The sequence below is a fragment of the Brevundimonas sp. FV1ye4L genome, assembly GCF_058681255.1.
The window spans coordinates 3107828-3124517 of the sequence record NZ_CM178734.1; the positions used below are offsets into that span (position 1 = coordinate 3107828).

20 protein-coding genes are annotated in these 16690 nt (G+C 66.6%); 10 read left to right on the top strand and 10 right to left on the bottom strand.

The window, feature by feature from the left end; all coding sequences use genetic code 11:
• Positions 1-142 precede the first annotated feature (142 nt).
• Positions 143-565: an Hsp20 family protein gene (locus ACW17X_RS15020; RefSeq protein ID WP_492098598.1), complete on the top strand. Its 423-nt coding sequence runs from the start codon at positions 143-145 to the stop codon at positions 563-565.
• 63 nt (positions 566-628) lie between these two features.
• Positions 629-877, top strand: coding sequence for a DUF1150 domain-containing protein (locus ACW17X_RS15025; protein WP_271163746.1), 249 nt, complete (start codon positions 629-631; stop codon positions 875-877).
• 11 nt (positions 878-888) lie between these two features.
• On the opposite strand, the gene ptsN is transcribed toward ACW17X_RS15025, so the two are convergent.
• The 6 genes from ptsN to ACW17X_RS15055 all read right to left on the bottom strand — a co-directional run bounded on the left by ptsN (position 889) and on the right by ACW17X_RS15055 (position 6358).
• On the bottom strand, positions 889-1356 hold the full coding sequence (ptsN, locus tag ACW17X_RS15030) for a PTS IIA-like nitrogen regulatory protein PtsN (RefSeq protein WP_492098600.1): 468 nt from the start codon (positions 1354-1356) through the stop codon (positions 889-891).
• Positions 1357-1439: 83 nt separating this feature from the next.
• Positions 1440-2078 (bottom strand): ribosome hibernation-promoting factor, HPF/YfiA family, encoded by a 639-nt coding sequence (hpf, locus tag ACW17X_RS15035; protein ID WP_492089060.1) that lies wholly within the window; start codon positions 2076-2078, stop codon positions 1440-1442.
• 62 nt (positions 2079-2140) lie between these two features.
• A complete protein-coding gene (rpoN, locus tag ACW17X_RS15040; protein WP_492098602.1) occupies positions 2141-3640 on the bottom strand; it encodes an RNA polymerase factor sigma-54 in 1500 nt (499 codons plus the stop codon).
• Positions 3641-4590: 950 nt separating this feature from the next.
• Positions 4591-5373, bottom strand: coding sequence for a GIN domain-containing protein (locus ACW17X_RS15045; protein ID WP_492098604.1), 783 nt, complete (start codon positions 5371-5373; stop codon positions 4591-4593).
• Positions 5370-5975 carry a DUF1700 domain-containing protein gene (locus ACW17X_RS15050; RefSeq protein WP_492098606.1) on the bottom strand — a complete coding sequence of 202 codons (606 nt, stop codon included), beginning with the start codon at positions 5973-5975 and terminating at the stop codon, positions 5370-5372. Before ACW17X_RS15050 ends, ACW17X_RS15045 begins: the two co-directional genes overlap by 4 nt.
• Positions 5972-6358 (bottom strand): PadR family transcriptional regulator, encoded by a 387-nt coding sequence (locus tag ACW17X_RS15055; RefSeq protein ID WP_492098608.1) that lies wholly within the window; start codon positions 6356-6358, stop codon positions 5972-5974. The genes ACW17X_RS15050 and ACW17X_RS15055 overlap by 4 nt, the downstream gene beginning before the upstream one ends.
• Before the next feature lie 272 nt (positions 6359-6630).
• Here ACW17X_RS15055 and coxB point away from each other — a divergent pair, with 272 nt between their 5' ends.
• From coxB to ACW17X_RS15090, 7 genes are all read left to right on the top strand, one after another.
• Entirely contained in the window at positions 6631-7665 is a 1035-nt protein-coding gene (coxB, locus tag ACW17X_RS15060) for a cytochrome c oxidase subunit II (protein ID WP_492089076.1), read from the top strand.
• Positions 7666-7680: 15 nt separating this feature from the next.
• The gene (gene ctaD, locus ACW17X_RS15065; protein WP_492098610.1) at positions 7681-9360 is read left to right on the top strand and encodes a cytochrome c oxidase subunit I; all 1680 of its coding nucleotides are present in this window, start codon (positions 7681-7683) and stop codon (positions 9358-9360) included.
• A 145-nt stretch (positions 9361-9505) separates the two neighbouring features.
• On the top strand, positions 9506-10483 hold the full coding sequence (gene cyoE / locus ACW17X_RS15070) for a heme o synthase (RefSeq protein ID WP_492098612.1): 978 nt from the start codon (positions 9506-9508) through the stop codon (positions 10481-10483).
• Positions 10484-10486: 3 nt separating this feature from the next.
• The gene (locus tag ACW17X_RS15075) at positions 10487-10672 is read left to right on the top strand and encodes a cytochrome c oxidase system small membrane protein (RefSeq protein WP_492098614.1); all 186 of its coding nucleotides are present in this window, start codon (positions 10487-10489) and stop codon (positions 10670-10672) included.
• On the top strand, positions 10669-11220 hold the full coding sequence (locus ACW17X_RS15080; RefSeq protein ID WP_492098616.1) for a cytochrome c oxidase assembly protein: 552 nt from the start codon (positions 10669-10671) through the stop codon (positions 11218-11220). Before ACW17X_RS15075 ends, ACW17X_RS15080 begins: the two co-directional genes overlap by 4 nt.
• The gene (locus ACW17X_RS15085) at positions 11220-11651 is read left to right on the top strand and encodes an NUDIX domain-containing protein (RefSeq protein ID WP_492098617.1); all 432 of its coding nucleotides are present in this window, start codon (positions 11220-11222) and stop codon (positions 11649-11651) included. The genes ACW17X_RS15080 and ACW17X_RS15085 overlap by 1 nt, the downstream gene beginning before the upstream one ends.
• An 85-nt stretch (positions 11652-11736) precedes the next feature.
• Positions 11737-12291, top strand: coding sequence for an NADPH-dependent FMN reductase (locus ACW17X_RS15090; protein ID WP_492098619.1), 555 nt, complete (start codon positions 11737-11739; stop codon positions 12289-12291).
• Between the two features lie 87 nt (positions 12292-12378).
• Here ACW17X_RS15090 and ACW17X_RS15095 read toward each other — a convergent pair whose 3' ends face one another.
• Both ACW17X_RS15095 and ACW17X_RS15100 read right to left on the bottom strand, forming a co-directional pair.
• Positions 12379-13056, bottom strand: coding sequence for a hypothetical protein (locus ACW17X_RS15095; RefSeq protein ID WP_492098621.1), 678 nt, complete (start codon positions 13054-13056; stop codon positions 12379-12381).
• A gap of 330 nt (positions 13057-13386) precedes the next feature.
• Positions 13387-13599, bottom strand: a complete 213-nt coding sequence (locus tag ACW17X_RS15100) for a cold-shock protein (protein ID WP_008260410.1) — start codon at positions 13597-13599, stop codon at positions 13387-13389.
• 238 nt (positions 13600-13837) lie between these two features.
• Here ACW17X_RS15100 and ACW17X_RS15105 point away from each other — a divergent pair, with 238 nt between their 5' ends.
• The gene (locus ACW17X_RS15105) at positions 13838-14032 is read left to right on the top strand and encodes a hypothetical protein (RefSeq protein WP_492098623.1); all 195 of its coding nucleotides are present in this window, start codon (positions 13838-13840) and stop codon (positions 14030-14032) included.
• Here the strand turns inward: ACW17X_RS15105 and ACW17X_RS15110 are convergent, their stop codons facing one another.
• Both ACW17X_RS15110 and ACW17X_RS15115 read right to left on the bottom strand, forming a co-directional pair.
• A complete protein-coding gene (locus tag ACW17X_RS15110) occupies positions 14033-15214 on the bottom strand; it encodes a DUF1501 domain-containing protein (RefSeq protein WP_492098625.1) in 1182 nt (393 codons plus the stop codon).
• On the bottom strand, positions 15211-16596 hold the full coding sequence (locus ACW17X_RS15115; RefSeq protein WP_492098626.1) for a DUF1800 domain-containing protein: 1386 nt from the start codon (positions 16594-16596) through the stop codon (positions 15211-15213). Before ACW17X_RS15115 ends, ACW17X_RS15110 begins: the two co-directional genes overlap by 4 nt.
• Positions 16597-16690 lie beyond the last annotated feature (94 nt).

Here is a 16690-nt window from a genome sequence, read left to right on the forward strand (position 1 = left end):
TCAGTCATCCTTGTCTGTTGACGAATTGGGATGACCAACAGCCGACGGTTGATCCCGTCCCTGTCCGCCCCCATCTTCATCTGTGACCGGGAGCCTTGCCGATTGCGGGAGGCCGACGGTCGGTCGCTTTGCGAGGACCCAGATGACGACGACCCGCACCATTCTTTTCGACAGCCCCTTCCTGCTGGGCTTTGACCACACCCGCGCCCTGATCGACCGCGCCGCCAAGGCCGCGGCCGAGAGCTATCCGCCCTACAACGTCGAACAGATCGGCGAGGCGGGGGTGCGTATCAGCCTGGCCGTGGCTGGGTTTCCCCCCGATGAACTGGCCATCACCCTGGAAGGGCGGCAGTTGACCATCGCCGGAAAGCGCGACGACGCGGGCAAGGGCGAACAGGCCTTCCTGCATCGCGGCATCGCAGCCCGTGGTTTCGTGCGGAGCTTCGTCCTCGCCGACGGGCTTGAGGTCCAGGGCGCGCGGCTGGAGCACGGCCTGTTGCACGTCGACCTGATCCGACCCGAGGCCGAGCGTCAGGTGCGGCGGATTCCCATCACGGCCGGCTGAAAAGCGCGACCGTTAGAACCGCCCGGTGATCCGGGCGTTGTACAATTGAAGGAGGCGGTCCTAATGACGCCGATGATGACCAAGGAAGATTTCGCGGGAATGGGCGCGCCCGATCTCGTCTATGTGCGCGAGGTGAAAGCGTCCGATCTGCTGGAAGAGGCGGTCGAGATGAAAGATATCGCCTTCGACCCCAATCAGTCGCTGTACGCCGTCCATAGCGCGGACGGAGAGCGGCTGGCGGTCATGCTCGACCGCGAGACCGCCTTTGCCGCAGCCGTGGCCCACGAGCTGGAGCCGGTTTCAGTTCACTAAGACCAGACGGATCAGGCCGCCGTGGCGGGGGCCTGGTCCTTGACGAACAGGGCCTTGATGGCGTCCGTCGTCTGAGCTTGGCGCAACTGTTCGCGGAGTTCGGGCGAGCGCAGGGCGCGGGAGACGGCCGCCAGGGCGCGCAGGTGTTCGGCGCCGTCCTTGGGCGGGGCGAACAGGGCCAGCAGAAGATCGACTGGACGATCATCAACCGAGTCATAGGCGACGGGTGAATCCAGCCGGACGAAGACGGCCGTGACGCGATCGATTTCCGCCAGACGGGCGTGGGGAACGGCGACCCCGGAGCCCAGGCCGGTGGATCCCAGGGCTTCGCGTTCCAGCAAGGCTTCGAAGACTCGGCCCTGATCGACACCGAGGGCCATAGAGGCGGCTTCGGCGACAGCATGAAGAGCCTGGCGTTTTGAAGAGGCGCCGCCGCGCAGCACCACGCCGTTCGGCGCAAGCAGATCTGCGATGTCCATGGTAGCCCAACTCTAGATAAGCGACTGGGGGTCGCGGGCGCCCCTTTAGAGGCTCCCGCGACAAAGTCAAACTGGGCCGTTAACTAATGGCCGTTGGTCTTCTTGGTGCGCTCCGGATCGATCCAGCCGACGTTGCCGTCCGGCCGGCGGTAGACCACCGCGAGGCCGCCGTGGGCGGCGTTGCGGAAGAGGACGACCGGGTAGCCGGTCATGTCCAGCTCGAGCACCGCACGACCGACCGTGATGGTGCGGATCTCGTGCTCGGTCTCGGCGATGACCATGCCCAGCGGGGGCGGGCCGTCGTTTTCGCTGGCGTCGCCGAAGACGTCGTCCTCGACGCTGTCGGGATCCCGCAGCACGATGCTGCGAGCGACTTCGCGGGCGGCGTTTTCAGTCTTTTCGGGCGAAAGGCCCTTGGGCCCGATGTGGTGATCCTTGAGCCGGCGCTTGTAGCGACGGACGCGCTTTTCGAGCCGGTCCAGCGCCTCGGTGAAGGCCGAATGGGCGTCGCCGCCCATTCCGGTCGTCACCAGGGTCTGGCCCGACGCGAGGCGGACCCAACAGTCCACCTTGAAGTTGTGGCCGTCTTTCGACACCACGACCTCGGCGTCGTCACCGCCGCGGGCGAAGTATTTTCCGACCCCGTCTTCGAGTTCCTGGGAGATGCGCGAGCCTAACGCTTCGCCGACATCCACTTGCTTGCCGCTGACTTGGACTTGCATACGGATAGAACGCTCTCGCCCACATTTGGTGTCAATCGGGATCACCGATTTGTGGTCGCGCTTCAGGCGGTCTTAAGCATCCTGCGGCGTTCGACCGAGGATGGAATCCTCAAGGCTTCCCGATACTTGGCGACCGTCCTACGGGCTATATCTATGCCCGTCTCCTTAAGGATTTCGACGATCCGATCATCGGACAAAACGTCGCCGTCCTGGGCTTCTCCGTCGATCATCGCCTTGATCCGGTGACGGACGGCTTCGGCCGAATGGGTCGAGACGCCGTCGACCGACTGGATGGAGGCGGTGAAGAAGAATTTCAGCTCGAAGACGCCGCGCGGGGTCGAGACATATTTGTTCGAGGTGACGCGGCTGACCGTCGATTCGTGCATGCCGATGGCGTCGGCGACCGTCTTCAGATTCAGCGGCCGCAGGAACTCGACCCCGAAGGCCAGGAAGGCGTCCTGCTGGCGCACGATCTCGGACGAGACCTTCAGAATGGTCTTGGCCCGCTGGTCCAGCGACTTGACCAGCCAGCTGGCTTGGGCGGCGCAGTCGGCGACGAAGGTTTTTTCGGTGTCGGACCGGGCGCCGGCCTGGACCAGGCCGTGATAGCGTTTGTCGATCAGCAGGCGCGGCAGGGTGTCGGCGTTCAGCTCGACCCGCCAGCCGCCGGCGGGATCGGGCCGGACATGGACGTCGGGGACCACGGTCTGGGCCGGTTCGCCGCCGAAGCCGGCGCCGGGACGCGGGGTCAAAGCCTTCAACTCGGCGATCATATCGGTCAGATCTTCGCCATCGACGCCGCAGATCTTCTTCAGGCCGGCCAGGTCGCGCCGGGCCAGCAGGTCCAGGTTATCGAGCAGGGCGCCCATGGCCGGGTCGAAACGATTGCGCTCGATCAGTTGCAGCTTCAGACATTCGGGCACCGAACGGGCCATGATCCCGGTCGGCTCGAACCCCTGGCAGACGGCCACGACCGCCTCGATCCGATCCAGGCCGACGCCGAGGCGATCCGCGAACTCGGCCATTTCGCCGCGCAGATAGCCGCCCTCATCGGTGGCGTCGATCAGGGTCAGGGCGATGGCATGGTCGGCGGGCGAGAGGCCGGCCGAGGAGGCCTGGGCCTGCAGATGCTCCCACAAAGTCAGCTCGTGGGCGTCGGGGCGTTCGCCGTCGCCTTCGAAGACCTGACCGCCCTTGCCGGCGCTGGACCAGTCGGAGAGGCCGGGCTGGGCCTCGTCGGTCATGCGGTCGCTGGTGCGTTCGCCAGGGGCGGCGTCGCCGTAGACGTCGTCGGACCCGGCGTCCATCGAGGCCACGGAATCCTGACCGACCCCGTCGCCGAACGACATTTCACCGTCGGGCGCGGCGGAAACCTGTTCCGGCGCCTCGGGGCCGTCGCCCTCGGGCTCGTCGCGTTGAAGCAGGGGATTGCGTTCCAGCTCGGCCTCGACGAACTCCTCGAGCTCGAGGTTCGACAGTTGCAGCAGCTTGATCGCCTGCTGCAGCTGGGGCGTGATGACCAGCCCCTGCCCCTGTCTGATCTCTAGACGTTGCCCGATCACGTTCGAAAAATCCCCTCCGCGCGCCGAACTGGCCCGGAACTTGCTGTGCAGAATGGCGGCCTATTGGTTAACGCCCGACAAATATCGGAACACGGGTGTGCAGAAGCCCCTCGCGCCTCAGCTGCGAAGTTGGAGGCCCATCGCGAGTGGAGGGCAGGACGGAGCGCCGGGCCTCGCCCGGAGTGAATAGTTTTTACCGTTTCGACGAAGACAGACGCTCCGCGCGCAGGGTGTTTCTGCCGGCCGGGGATATTGAAGCGGCAGTTGTGATGCCTCTTCCCCAAGGCCTGCGTCAGGTCGGCGATCCCTGCGAAGGACCGTCCCGAGTGCGACCGGGTTCCTAACCCCGAGTCCTCCGCCGACGTTTCTGCGCGGGATGAGCCCACCGATGCACCGTCATGCGGCGCGAGGGGATCCCACCCCCGCCCCTGATCCCTACGCTCCCGCCGCCGCAAGGTCGCAGGCCTTACGAGCCCTCCTAGCGACGAGACCGGGGAAGATTATGCGCGCGTTTTGAGGAGTGGTTAGAAGTGGCGGGTGAGATTCTTTTAGAGCGTTGAATTCTTTGAGAGCGAGGCAGCGTCATTGTGCGCGCTGAAGACCTTCCCCCGCTTGCGGGGGAAGTGTCAGCTCGTCGAGCGGAGCGAGACGGCTGACGATGGGGGAAGTCTTTTTTTGGCGACACTCCCCCCTCCGAGCCTGGTCCGCTGCGCGGACGCCGGCCCACCTCCCCCGCAAGCGGGGGAGGGTCTGAGGAGCACGTCACCTCCCTGCGCGCGAAGGCGCGCGGGGAGGACAGGTCGCGCTTGCGACCAGGCGGGGGCGACTCTGGCGGTGGGGGTGACCGGGTCAGCGTCTGACACCGAGTCGCCCCCTCCTGGCGCTCGCTGACGCTCGCGCCGGTCCTCCCCGTTCGCCTTCGCGAACGGGGAGGTGAAGTCGCTGCGTCTTCAGTTCTGGTACACGTCGCCCGAACCGGCGATCTGGCTGGTCAGTTTGGCCGGGCGGGTGGCCAGGGTGACGTCGCCGGAGCCGGCGATGCTGACCTGGACGTCGCCGGTGGGGGCGATGTCGGCGTCGCCGGAGCCGGCGATGTCGACGGTGGCGTCGCGGGCGTCCAGGGCCCGGAGATCGGCGTCGCCCGAGCCGGCGATGTCGATGTCGAGGGCGTCGGTGCGGCCGGCGGCGGTGACGTCGGACGAGCCCGAGATCGACAGGGTCATCGAGGGCTGGTCATAGGCGCTGATGTCCAGGTCGCCGGAGCCGCTGGAGGCGAAGCGGCGGACGTTGGGCGCCGTGACGACGACGCGCAGTTCGTCGCGTTCGGACCGGGCGGAGAAGTTTCCACCGCTCCAGCCCCACACGATCCGCTCGTCGCCGTCGCCCAGGGACAGGCGGCCGTCGGTCAGGGTGACCCGGTCGGTCAGGCCCTTGGGCCCGGTGACGACCACGGTGTTGGCCGGACCCTGGACATAGTCGACGTCGATGCTGGATTCGATGTCGAGGGTCTCGCCGCCGGTCCAGGCCAGGGTGCGGGTGGTGAAGGGGCCGAGGTCGTCGAGCTCGCCGCCCTTGACCCGTTCGAAGCGGATGGTTTCCCCGTCCCGGTCCTTGATGGTCCAGGCCCAGCCGTGGCGTTGGAGGTCGTGGCCGCCGAGGGCGATGGCTCCGCCCACGGTGGCGATGCAGAGCACCAGGGCGGCGCCGGCGATGATGAACAGTGTGCGGATCATAGCGAGCCTCCCGTGCTCGAGACGTTGGATTGGGTTTCGGCTTGGGGCTCCAGCGCCGGCTTCAGCAGGCGGTAGTGGAGGCGGGCGTACCAGACGATCCCGTTGACCAGCCAGACCGTGACGATGCTCAGCAGGGCGCCGATGAAGACGGCGCCGGCCATCAGGCCCAGCCCCATCAGGATGGCGGCGAACGGACCGCCGGGGAAGCCGGCGAAGGGCCCGGCCACCATGACGCCGCCGCCCGAGATGAACAGAGTGATGGTGGCGATGAAGAAGCCGAAGAGGGTCCCGACCACGCCCATCAGAATGGGCAGGAGGATCAGGATGTCGATGGCCCCCAGGCCCAGCACCGCGAAGACGGCGGCGGCGGCGGCGGAGGGGTTCTTCTCCTGGCGCCAGCGCTGGATCCCGGCCTCGGCCTTCAGTTCGCGGGCCAGCCGGCCGGGATCGCCCAGGGCGGCGGCCACCTCGGCCTCGGTGCGGCCGGCGGCGAGACCGTCGGCGAAATGGGTCTCGTAGTCGGCGACGATGTCCGCCGCCGTGGCGGTCGGCAATCCGACCAGGCCGCTTCTGAGACGGGCGATGAATTCCGCGCGCGTCATTGTTCCGTTCCCTCCGGTTGAGCGTCGGCAGCCTGGGGCTCCGGCGTCTGGATCGTGGTTACGTCGCTCGCCAGGACGGCGTCGACGGCTTGGGTGAAGGCCGACCATTCGACGGTCTGGGCGGCGAGGGCCGTCCGTCCGGCGTCGGTCAGGCGATAATATTTGCGAGACGGGCCGGACGAGGATTCGACCAGATAGGTCTCGACCTGTCCGTCCGACTGCATCCGCCGCATCAGGGGGTAGATGGTGCCTTCCCCCATATCGATCGCGTCCGAAAGGCGGCTGGCGATCTCGTAGGCGTAGCTGTCGGCCCGGTTCAGAAGCGCCAGGACGCAAAGCCCCAGAACCCCCTTCTTCAGCTGTATCTCGATGGTTTCGGTCACCTCGATGTCTCCTTTGATGGAGATTGAGTACGACAAGGTACCTTGTGACGCAAGGTACCTGTTTAAACATGACGAAGGTTTAATCCAACGGAGTTCGGCGAGGCGCGAGCGGGTTTGGGGCGAGTTTGCGGCGGAGGCGGCGCGGATCGCTTGGCAAGCGAAGGGCGATCCGATAGGGACTCACAGCAGTGCCGGGCGGATGAACATGCCCATGTAAAGACTTGCGATTCACTCGCAAGTCTCTGCTGTAAAAGACAATATAGGGACTTCGTATGGGAATGGGGACACGAGCCCTGGGAAGAGCGAAGGCGGCGGCTGCAGCTGTCGGGATCGCACTGTTCTCCGCCGCGCCGACGTGGGCGCAGGATCTAATGGGCCAACCCACGCCGGGCGGCATCGACCTGCAGCCGGCCGCCGCGCCGCTGAAGCACGACGCCATCTGGTTCCACAATATCGTGCTGATGCCGGTGATCACCGGGATTACGCTGCTGGTTCTGGCCCTGCTGGCCTGGATCGTGTTCCGCTACAACAAGAAGTCCAATCCCACGCCGGCGCGCTGGAGCCACAACACCACGGTCGAGGTGATCTGGACCGTGCTGCCGGTGGTGATTCTGGTCTTCATCTCCCTGTTCTCGTTCCGGCTGCTGTTCGCCTATCACGACATGCCCGAGCCGGACCTGACGGTGAAGGTGACCGGCAACCAGTGGAACTGGGCCTATGAATATCCCGACCAGGGCGTGGCCGAATATATCTCCAACATGGTGCCCGAGGACGAACTGGCCGAGCGCGGCCTGTCGCACGCCGTCTATCGTCTGGCCGCCGACGAGCCGATGGTGGTGCCGGTCGGCAAGACGGTGCGCCTGCTGATCACCGCCTCGGACGTGATCCACGCCGTGGCCCTGCCGGCCTTCGGTCTGAAGACCGACGCTGTGCCCGGCCGGGTCAACGAGACCTGGTTCAAGGCCGAGCGCACCGGCGTCTTCTATGGCCAGTGCTCGGAACTGTGCGGCGTCGACCACGCCTTCATGCCGATCCAGATCAATGTCGTGACCCAGGCCGAGTTCGAGCGCTGGATCGCCTCCAAGGGCGGTTCGATGACGCCGAAGACGCCCGAGGCCGCGCCCGGCGGTACGGCGGCTCAGGTCGAGGCCGGAACCACCGGCGCGCCCGTGATCGGCACGGCGACGACCGGCCCGCAGGCCGGCGCGACCACCGGCATCCCCACCGCTCAGACCGCGACGACGCCGACGGCGCCGACCGTTCAACCCGCTCCCGCCGCGGCCCCCGCCGCGCCGGCCGCCCAGTAAGAGGCGAGCAGTTCCATGGCTGACGCAATCATCTCGACCCGCGATACGCTTCACGCGCCCGAGGCTCATCACCACGACGACCACAAGCCGGGCTTCTTCACCCGCTGGTTCCTGTCGACCAACCACAAGGACATCGGCACCCTGTATCTGCTGTTCGCCATCATGGCGGGCGTGGTCGGGGGCGCCCTGTCGGGCCTGATCCGCTGGGAACTGGCCGAGCCGGGCATCCAGATCTTCAAGGAAGGCTCGTCGATCCAGCTGCTGGGTCTCGTTGAGCAGTCCAAGCACGGCTATAATGTCACTGTCACGGCCCACGCCCTGATCATGATCTTCTTCATGGTCATGCCCGCCATGATCGGCGGCTTCGGCAACTGGTTCGTGCCGATCATGATCGGGGCGCCGGACATGGCCTTCCCGCGCATGAACAACATCTCCTTCTGGCTGCTGGTGGCGGCCTGGGTGCTGCTGGTGCTGTCGATGTTCACCGACGGCGGGCCGGGCAAGGGCTTCGGCGGGGGCTGGACGGCCTATCCGCCGCTGTCGACTACGGGCCACGTCGGCCCCGCCTTCGACCTGGCCATCTTCGCGCTGCACGTGGCGGGCGCCAGCTCGATCCTGGGCGCGATCAACTTCATCACCACCATCCTGAACATGCGGGCGCCGGGCATGACGCTGCACCGGATGCCGCTGTTCGCCTGGTCGGTGCTGATCACCGCCTTCCTGCTGCTGCTGTCGCTGCCGGTGCTGGCGGGGGCGATCACGATGTTGCTGACCGACCGCAACTTCAACACCCACTTCTTCGACCCGGCCGGCGGCGGCGACCCGATCATGTACCAGCACCTGTTCTGGTTCTTCGGCCACCCCGAGGTCTACATCCTGATCCTGCCGGGCTTCGGCATCATCAGCCACATCGTCTCGACCTTCAGCCGCAAGCCCGTGTTCGGCTATCTGGCCATGGCCTACGCCATGGTGGCCATCGGCTTCGTCGGCTTCATCGTGTGGGCGCACCACATGTACACGGTCGGGATGAGCATCAATCTGCGGGCCTATTTCATCGCCGCGACCATGATCATCGCGGTGCCGACGGGGGTGAAGATCTTCAGCTGGATCGCCACCATGTGGGGCGGGTCCATCAGCTTCAAGACGCCCATGCTGTGGGCCATCGGCTTCATCTTCCTGTTCACCGTGGGCGGGGTGACCGGCGTGGTCCTGTCGAACGCCGGCATCGATTACAGCCTGCACGACACCTATTATGTCGTGGCCCACTTCCACTATGTGCTGTCGCTGGGCGCCGTCTTCGCCATCTTCGCGGGCTTCTACTACTGGTTCGAGAAGATGTTCGGGGTGAAGTACAACGAGTTCCTGGGCGCGACCCATTTCTGGATCATGTTCGTCGGCGTGAACCTGATCTTCTTCCCGCAGCATTTCCTGGGTCTGCAAGGCATGCCGCGTCGCTACATCGACTATCCGGACGCCTACACCCTGTGGAATCAGGTCTCGTCCTGGGGCTATGTGATCACCATCGTCGGCGTGGTCGTCTTCCTGGTCATGCTGGCTGAAGCGGCGATCCGTCGTCGTCCGGGCGTGGCCAATCCGTGGGGCGAAGGCGCCACGACCCTGGAGTGGACCCTGTCCTCGCCGCCGCCGACCCACCAGTTCAACGAACTGCCGGTGGTCAAGGGCGACGAACACTGAAGCCCGTTCGTCGCGCTCGGGCCTGTCCCGAGGGCGACGGCGGACCTCACAATACAGCGAGGGCCTCGGGCGTCATGTTCGAGGCCCTTTTCGTTTCGCTGAGACCTCGAGTCTCGGGACAAGCCCGCGGCTGAGGGTGTAGAAGATGACCATAGTGACCCCGACAGACCTTGATCGCCCCGTCCTCTCGACCGCCCAGCCGGAAGACTTCTTCCAGCTGCTCAAGCCGCGCGTCATGTCCGTGGTGGTCTTCACCGCCGCGACCGGACTGGTGATGGCTCCGGGATCGATGAACCCGCTGGTCGCCGCCATCGCCATACTGTGCATCGCCGTGGGCGCAGGCGCAGCCGGGTCGCTGAACATGGCGCTGGAGGGCGAGACCGACGCCCTGATGCGGCGCACGCGCGGCCGGCCGGTGGCGGCGGGGCGGGTGCGCAAGAATGACGCCATGGCCTATGGCGTCATCCTGAGTCTGTTCTCGGTCATGCTGCTGGGGATGAACACCAACTGGTTTGCGGCCGGTCTGTTGGCCCTGACCATCGTCTATTACGCCGGCTTCTACACCCTGCTGCTGAAGCGCAGGACGCCGCAGAATATCGTCATCGGCGGGGCGGCGGGCGCCTTTCCGCCGGTGATCGGCTGGGCGGCGGCGACCGGCGACGCGCCCTGGCAGGCCTGGCTGCTGTTCCTGATCATCTTCCTGTGGACCCCGCCGCATTCGTGGGCCCTGGCCCTGTATTCGGCCGGCGACTACGCCAAGGCGGGGATACCGATGATGCCGGTGGCGCGGGGGGCCAAGTCCACGCGGTTGCAGATCCTGATCTATTCCCTGGTCTTCATCGCCTCGGCCGTGGCGCCGGCCCTGGTGGGCATGGGCGGACTGATCTACGCCGTGGTGTCGGTCGCCGGCGGCCTTGGCTTCCTCGGTCTGGCCTGGCGGCTGTATCGCTCGCGCGCCGGGGACGAGCCGGACAAGGCCGATACGGTGGGACGCGAGGCCGCATTGTATGATGTGAAGGCCCAGGCCAAACCGGCGCGTGACCTGTTCGCCTTTTCGATCCTGTATCTGGTCGCCCTGTTCTCGGCCTTCCTGGTCGAGGCCGTGGCCGGCCTGGGAGCCTGAGCCATGCGTCTGAGCCCTGAGGAACTGCGCGCCCGCAAGCGGCGCAATGTCTGGATCGCGGCGGCCCTGGTGGCCTTCATCGTCCTGGTCTTCACCACCACGGTCCTGCGCCTGCAGCAGAACCAGGCGGCTGAGCGCGCCCTGTTGGAAGGCCCTGCGTCGGGCGGTTCGATGGCGGCGCCGCGATGAACAATCCCGGCCGCAAGAACCTGATCGCCATCGTCTGCGTCCTGGGCGTGATGGGCATGACGGGCGCGGCCTTTGCGGCTGTGCCGCTTTACCGGATGTTCTGCCAGGTCACCGGCTTCGACGGCACGGTGCGCCGGGCCGACAAGGCGCCGGACACGGTGCTGGACCAGACGGTGCTGGTGCGGTTCGACACCAATGTGCGGGGCGGCCTGCCCATGAGTTTCCGCGCCGAACAGACGACCCAGAGGGTGCGGATCGGGGCGACGGGCCTGGCCTATTTCGACGTCACAAACACCTCGGACCAGCCGATCCAGGTGCGGGCCGGATACAATGTCGTGCCGGAATACACCGGCCCCTATTTCCAGAAGCTGCAGTGTTTCTGCTTCCAGGATCAGACCCTGGCGGCGGGCGAGACGCGTCAGTTCCCGGTCCAGTATTTCATCGCCCCCGAACTGGCCACCGACCGCGAGGCCAAGGGCGCGCGCGAGATCACCCTGAGCTACACCTTCTATCCGTCGGTCGATGCGCCGGCGGGACCGAACGTCTGATGGCCCGACCCGGCGTCGATTTTCCCGGCGTCGGCTGTGGTCTGGTGATCCAGCGGGCCGACGGGCGGGTGCTGCTGTGCAAGCGGCTGAAGGCGCCCGAGGCGGGGCACTGGAACATCGTCGGCGGCAAGGTCGATCACGGCGAACCGTCCGCCGAAGCCGCGCGTCGCGAAGCCGAGGAGGAGAGCGGGCTGAAGATCGGGGCGGTCGAGTTCCTGTGCGTGTCTGAGGAGATCATCGCGGCGGATCGCCAGCACTGGGTGTCGCTGATCTATCTGGCGCGGGATTTTACCGGCGAGCCGCGGCTGACCGAACCGGACAAGCTGTCGGAGATCGGCTGGTTCGCGCTGGGCGACCTGCCGCAGCCGCTGTCGGTGTTCTCGAAGACGGCGTTCGCGGCGTTGGAAGCGCGGGGGGAAGCGCGGGGGTAGCGCGGGGTGGCAGTGGTTGAGGGGAACATCCGGCGTTGCGATCTGTTATGCTGGCGCTTGAACCCTCTCAACCCGGAGCGTCCCCATGTCCGTCCGCGTCGCCCTGATCGTCGGCAGTCTGCGCGAGGGGTCCTATTCCCGCGCCATCGGACTGGAAATGAAGGCCTTGGCCGCGGCCGAGCTGGAACTCGATCTGGTCGAGATCGGCGACCTGCCGCTGTATAATCCCGACCTGGATACGGACACGCCACCGGCCGCCTGGGCTCGGTTCCGGGCGGAGATGGCGGGGGTTCAGGCCGTGCTGTTCGTGACGCCGGAATACAACCGCTCGATCCCCGGCGCGCTGAAGAACGCCCTGGACGTCGGCTCTCGCCCCTATGGCCACAGCATCTGGGCGGGCAAGCCGGCCGCCATCGTCAGCGTCTCGCCCGGCGCCCTGGCCGCCTTCGGCGCCAACCACCACCTTCGCCAGCCCCTGGTCTTCCTGAACATGCCGACCATGGCCCAGCCCGAAGCCTATGTGGGCGGCGTCGCCGACCTGCTGGACGAGCACGGCAAGCTGAAGAACGACGGGACGCGGGACTTCCTCAAGGGGTTCCTCGACGCGTTCGCGGGGTGGATCGAGAAGACGAAGGCGTGAGGCGGTTGACGGAGTCTGATTGACGGAGTGGAAGCCGTTTCTCCTATCGACCCATAGGCGAAGTTGGGAAGGTCGGCTTTCTGCAAGTCACGCCTCCCCAGAATCGGAGTCTTTGGCTAGCGCCTTCGCTCTGTAAGCGTTGAGACGCTCAACCATCTCTTCCGATGATCCCGGCCATCCCTTGGGCAACGCGGCTTCGGCACCCAAGAACCGATTTACACGGATCAGCGCAGAAGCTTTGCGAGCGCTTGGCGCAAAATTATAGCCGATCAGCGTTCCGCCTCTAGGCAAGCGGTATTCGAAAAAGGGGTCTACTTCGCGCCAGAGCACATGTTTGGGGGACCTAACTATACCGCCAGAAACTGTGAAACCTGTTGGCGTCAGTAACAAGCGCTGGGGGCGCATGAGCAGCCAAGCGAAAGTAACGCTGCACAGGCCGAAGAATCCGCCACCAAGCCAAGCTTTGTAACGGTCAGCGGCGGTTTCACTCGGGATCGCGACGGCTATGGCGACGAACGTCAAGCTGATCAGCAGGAACAGCACGGTCTTCCCACGTGAGGATTTGATTTCTTCGACTTCCATACGAACCGGCCCCGATCCAAACACGCGAGCCTCGAAGTTGCCTGATGGAAGGTCGGCTTTCCACCCGTAGTTGACGTCTACCGGGACCGCTTTGTGAGGTGGGCGCCGATGTCTGCTTTCGGCGGCAAAGTCCATGATCGAAATCGACCCGTTGTGGACCTTGGCGCTTTCCCCTTTCGTCATCCTCCGGCAAGCCGCCTCTTGGCGGCGCGGACCGGGGGACCCAGCGGCGCCGAAGGCGATGCGTCCGCCGCAGGATGCTGAAAGGGGGGAGTCCGCGACAGGTTCGCGCTCCCGCGCGCCGCTGGGTCCCCCGGTCTCGCTACGCTCGCCGGAGGATGACGAAAGTGGAGAAAACGCCGCTCTGCGAGCTGATCAGTCCAGCGACCTTTTCAACGATATCCACCCCTAGCCGACGTTCGAAGCATCCGCTTTCGGCATCCAACCGAACCCCAATTGAAAACGGCGGCTCCTTTCGGAGCCGCCGTCGCCATATCAGCTGTGAAGCTGAAATCAGCCGATGGTTTGCAGCTGGCCAGCGGATTCCTTGCCCGAACGCTTGTCGCGTTCCAGCTCGTAGGAAACCTTTTGGTTTTCATCCAGGCCGCGCAGGCCAGCGCCTTCAACGGCCGAGATGTGGACGAAGACGTCCTTGCCGCCGTCGTCGGGTTGGATGAAGCCGTAACCCTTGGTGGGGTTGAACCATTTAACAGTGCCGGTAGCCATTTTGAGACCTCCGTTAGAAATTGACCGAGGGAACGTCCGTTCGGCCTGTCGGGTCTGAATGGGAGCGGCCTGGACTCGTGCGTTCGCAGAGAGAGTGGGCGTTACGCAGAGAGATCGACGAGCTCTATGTATTCAGGTCTTTGAGACAAATGCAAGCGCGGCCGCAGAGAAGGATTTTTCGGGCGAGGGAACGGTGGAGCTTGAAGCGCGTTATATGTGGACACGAAAAGGCTTCACCATGAACCGTATCCATATTGTGGAGCGCGCCTATCAGCTCGCTCGCACCCCCGACTGTCTGAACACCGGCGACGTCGTCAAGGCGCTGTCGTCCGAGGGCTATTCCAGTGCGGAAATGTCGCATTTCCAGGGCAGTTCGATCCGCGCCGATCTGAACCGCATCTGCAAGATCCCGGTCGAAACCGAGGCCGCCTGATCAGACGAGGCCTGTCAGGGCCGGCGCCTCGGCGCCGCTGTCGGGGAAGACGCGGGCGTCCAACGCGGCGCGGTCCAGGCCCAGATGGTCGCGCAGCACGCCCTTGAACACCGATCGGATGTCCAGGGTCGGGGCCAGGTCGCGCCCTTCGAACAGGCGGTTGTCGGCCAGGGTCGGCCAGTCGCCGATCGGGCCGCCGGGCTTCAACGCGCCGCCCGCCAGCAACAGCGACGAGCCCGTGCCGTGATCGGTGCCCTGGGTGCCGTTGGCGCGGGCGGTGCGGCCGAATTCGGTGGCGACCACCACCACGGTCTGGGCCCATTGGTCGCCCAGACCCGCTTCAAGCCCCGCGATCAGCTGGTCCAGACCCGTCAGCCGGGTCTGAAGCTGGCCGCGCTGGCCCGCATGGGTGTCCCAGCCGTCCAGGGAGACCGCCACGATGTCGGCGCCCTCTGGACCGGTCATCAGTTTGGCCGTGGCGCGGCCCAGGGCCTGGACGTCGTTGCGGCGGACGGTCTGGTTCTGGCCGTCCATGGCGACCAGGGCCTCGGTCGCCAGGCCGCGCGCCAGATTCTGGCCCAGGATCGGATCATCGACATAGAGGTCCTGCAACAGGGAGGCGATCCGGTCGCCGCCCCGGACCCGCCCGCCCGGCGCCCAGCTGGAGACCGGGGCGTCGCCGCGCAAGATCAGGGGCGTCTGGGCGCCGATCGACAGGCCCCGCAGCCGCGTTCCGCCGGCCGCGACCAGGGCGCGGTTCAGCCAGCCGTCGTCCAGCCGGTCCAGGGTCTCACCGCCGTTTTCCAGCACGTCCTGCGCCTCGAAATGCGAACGTATCCGCACGGGCAGGGCCACGGCGGGGGCGAAGCGCAGCTGGTTGCGGCCATGGAGGGCGTGCAGGCCGGTCAGGGCGGGGTGCAGGCCGAAACCCTCGCCCAGGGCCAGCGCGCCGTCAGTCTCGCCCGGCGGGGGCAGGGCCAGGCCGCCGCGCAGGGGGACATAGTTCGGGTCGGCGTAGGGGACGATGACGGACAGGCCGTCCATGGCGCCGCGCGCGATGACCACCACCAGCTTTTTGGCAGGCCCTCGGCTCTGGGCGGCGACGCGGCCTGCGAAGGCAAGGCCGATTCCGGCGGCGGAGGCGCCCAGCAGGGCGCGGCGGTTCAGGACGGGATGGGTCATCGGCGCTGGAACTCCGGCGACATCAAAAGAAGGGTGAGGGCTTCGGTGCGGCTCTCGGCGCGGGCGACGGCGAGGCGGGTGCGTTCGGACATGCGGTCGCCGAGTGTTTCGTTCGCCGTGGCGCCGATGTCGCCCGTCCGGGCCGTCTCTGCGGCGGACCGCGCCCAGTTCAGTCGTTTGACCAGGGCGTCCGGCCCGGCCCAGTCGGCCGCCGTGTCGGGCCAGCCTTCGGGCGAGGGCGGGGCGAAGGGCGGCTGGCCCATGGCGACCAGGGTCTGGCGCAGGGGCGCGAGACGCTCGGGCGGGACCCCCAGCGCCCGGTGGGTCGAGACCACGAACTCATACGGCGTCTTGATCTTGGTCGGCGGTGCCGCCCAGGTCTCGGGCGCCTCGACCAGGGCGCGGGCGACCTGGGCCAGGTCGCCGTCGGAGCGGGTCCAGGCCGTTTCCAGTCGCGCGACCAGCGACGGGGGCGGCGTGTCGGCGACGAAATGGGCGGCGATCCGGTGCGACAGGCGTTGCGCCGTCGCCGGGTGGCGCGCCAGATCGCGCAGGATCGCCTCGCCCTGGTCCTTTCCGGCGGCGCGACCTGCGCCCGGATAGGTCTTGCCCATGACGGTGCGGGGGCCGGGCTCATGGACATTGGCGCGGAAGACGAAAGCGCCCTGACTTTGAGCATCCTGGGGCCGGGGGATGGACCAGCCGGTCAGGGCGCGGGCCAGTTCGGTGACGTCCGCCTGGGTATAGCCGGCGTCGGCGCCGACGGTGTGAAGCTCCAGCATCTCGCGGGCCAGGTTTTCGTTCAGGCCGATCTTGCGCCGGGCGCCGGCCGGGCTGCCGGGGCCGGTCGAACGCGCCTGGTCGAGGTACAGGAGCATGGCCGGATGCTGTTCGGCGGCGACGACCAAGTCCTGGAACGCGCTGAAGACGTTCGGTCGGATGGCCTCGCGCTCATAGGAATCGACGAAGGCGCCGCTGTCGAACTTGACCGCCGATACAGTCAGGGCGTTGGCCCAGAACAGGGCCCAGCGCTCGGCGAAGCCCTGGTCCGTCGTCGCCCCGTGGCGGGCGCGGGCGAGGAAGGCATCGGCCGTGTCGTCGGTGATGGCGCGGCGGGCAGACTGGCGCGCCGCTCGCGCCGCCTCGGCTTCGACGTCAGACAGGTTGCGCCGTGGGCCCTCGCTGCCGCGATAGGCGAGGAAGGCGGTCATGCGCTGGTCGGTGGTCTGGAAGGTCCCGACCGGCTGGGGCGCGCCGTCGGATCTGATCTGGGCCAGGGCCCAGCCGCGCGGATCGGCGGCGACGCGGGCGATCTCGCCGGGGCGGGCGCCGAGACCCAGGCGGGTCAAGGCGACAGCGGCGTCGGTCGAAGATGCGGCCATGGGCGGTCTCCTTGTCCGTCGGTCCCAGTGTAACGCATCGGAAACAAAACTCCGTCGCCGATCAGATTCCCGTGCGTCTGTCGCCAAGCGGCGA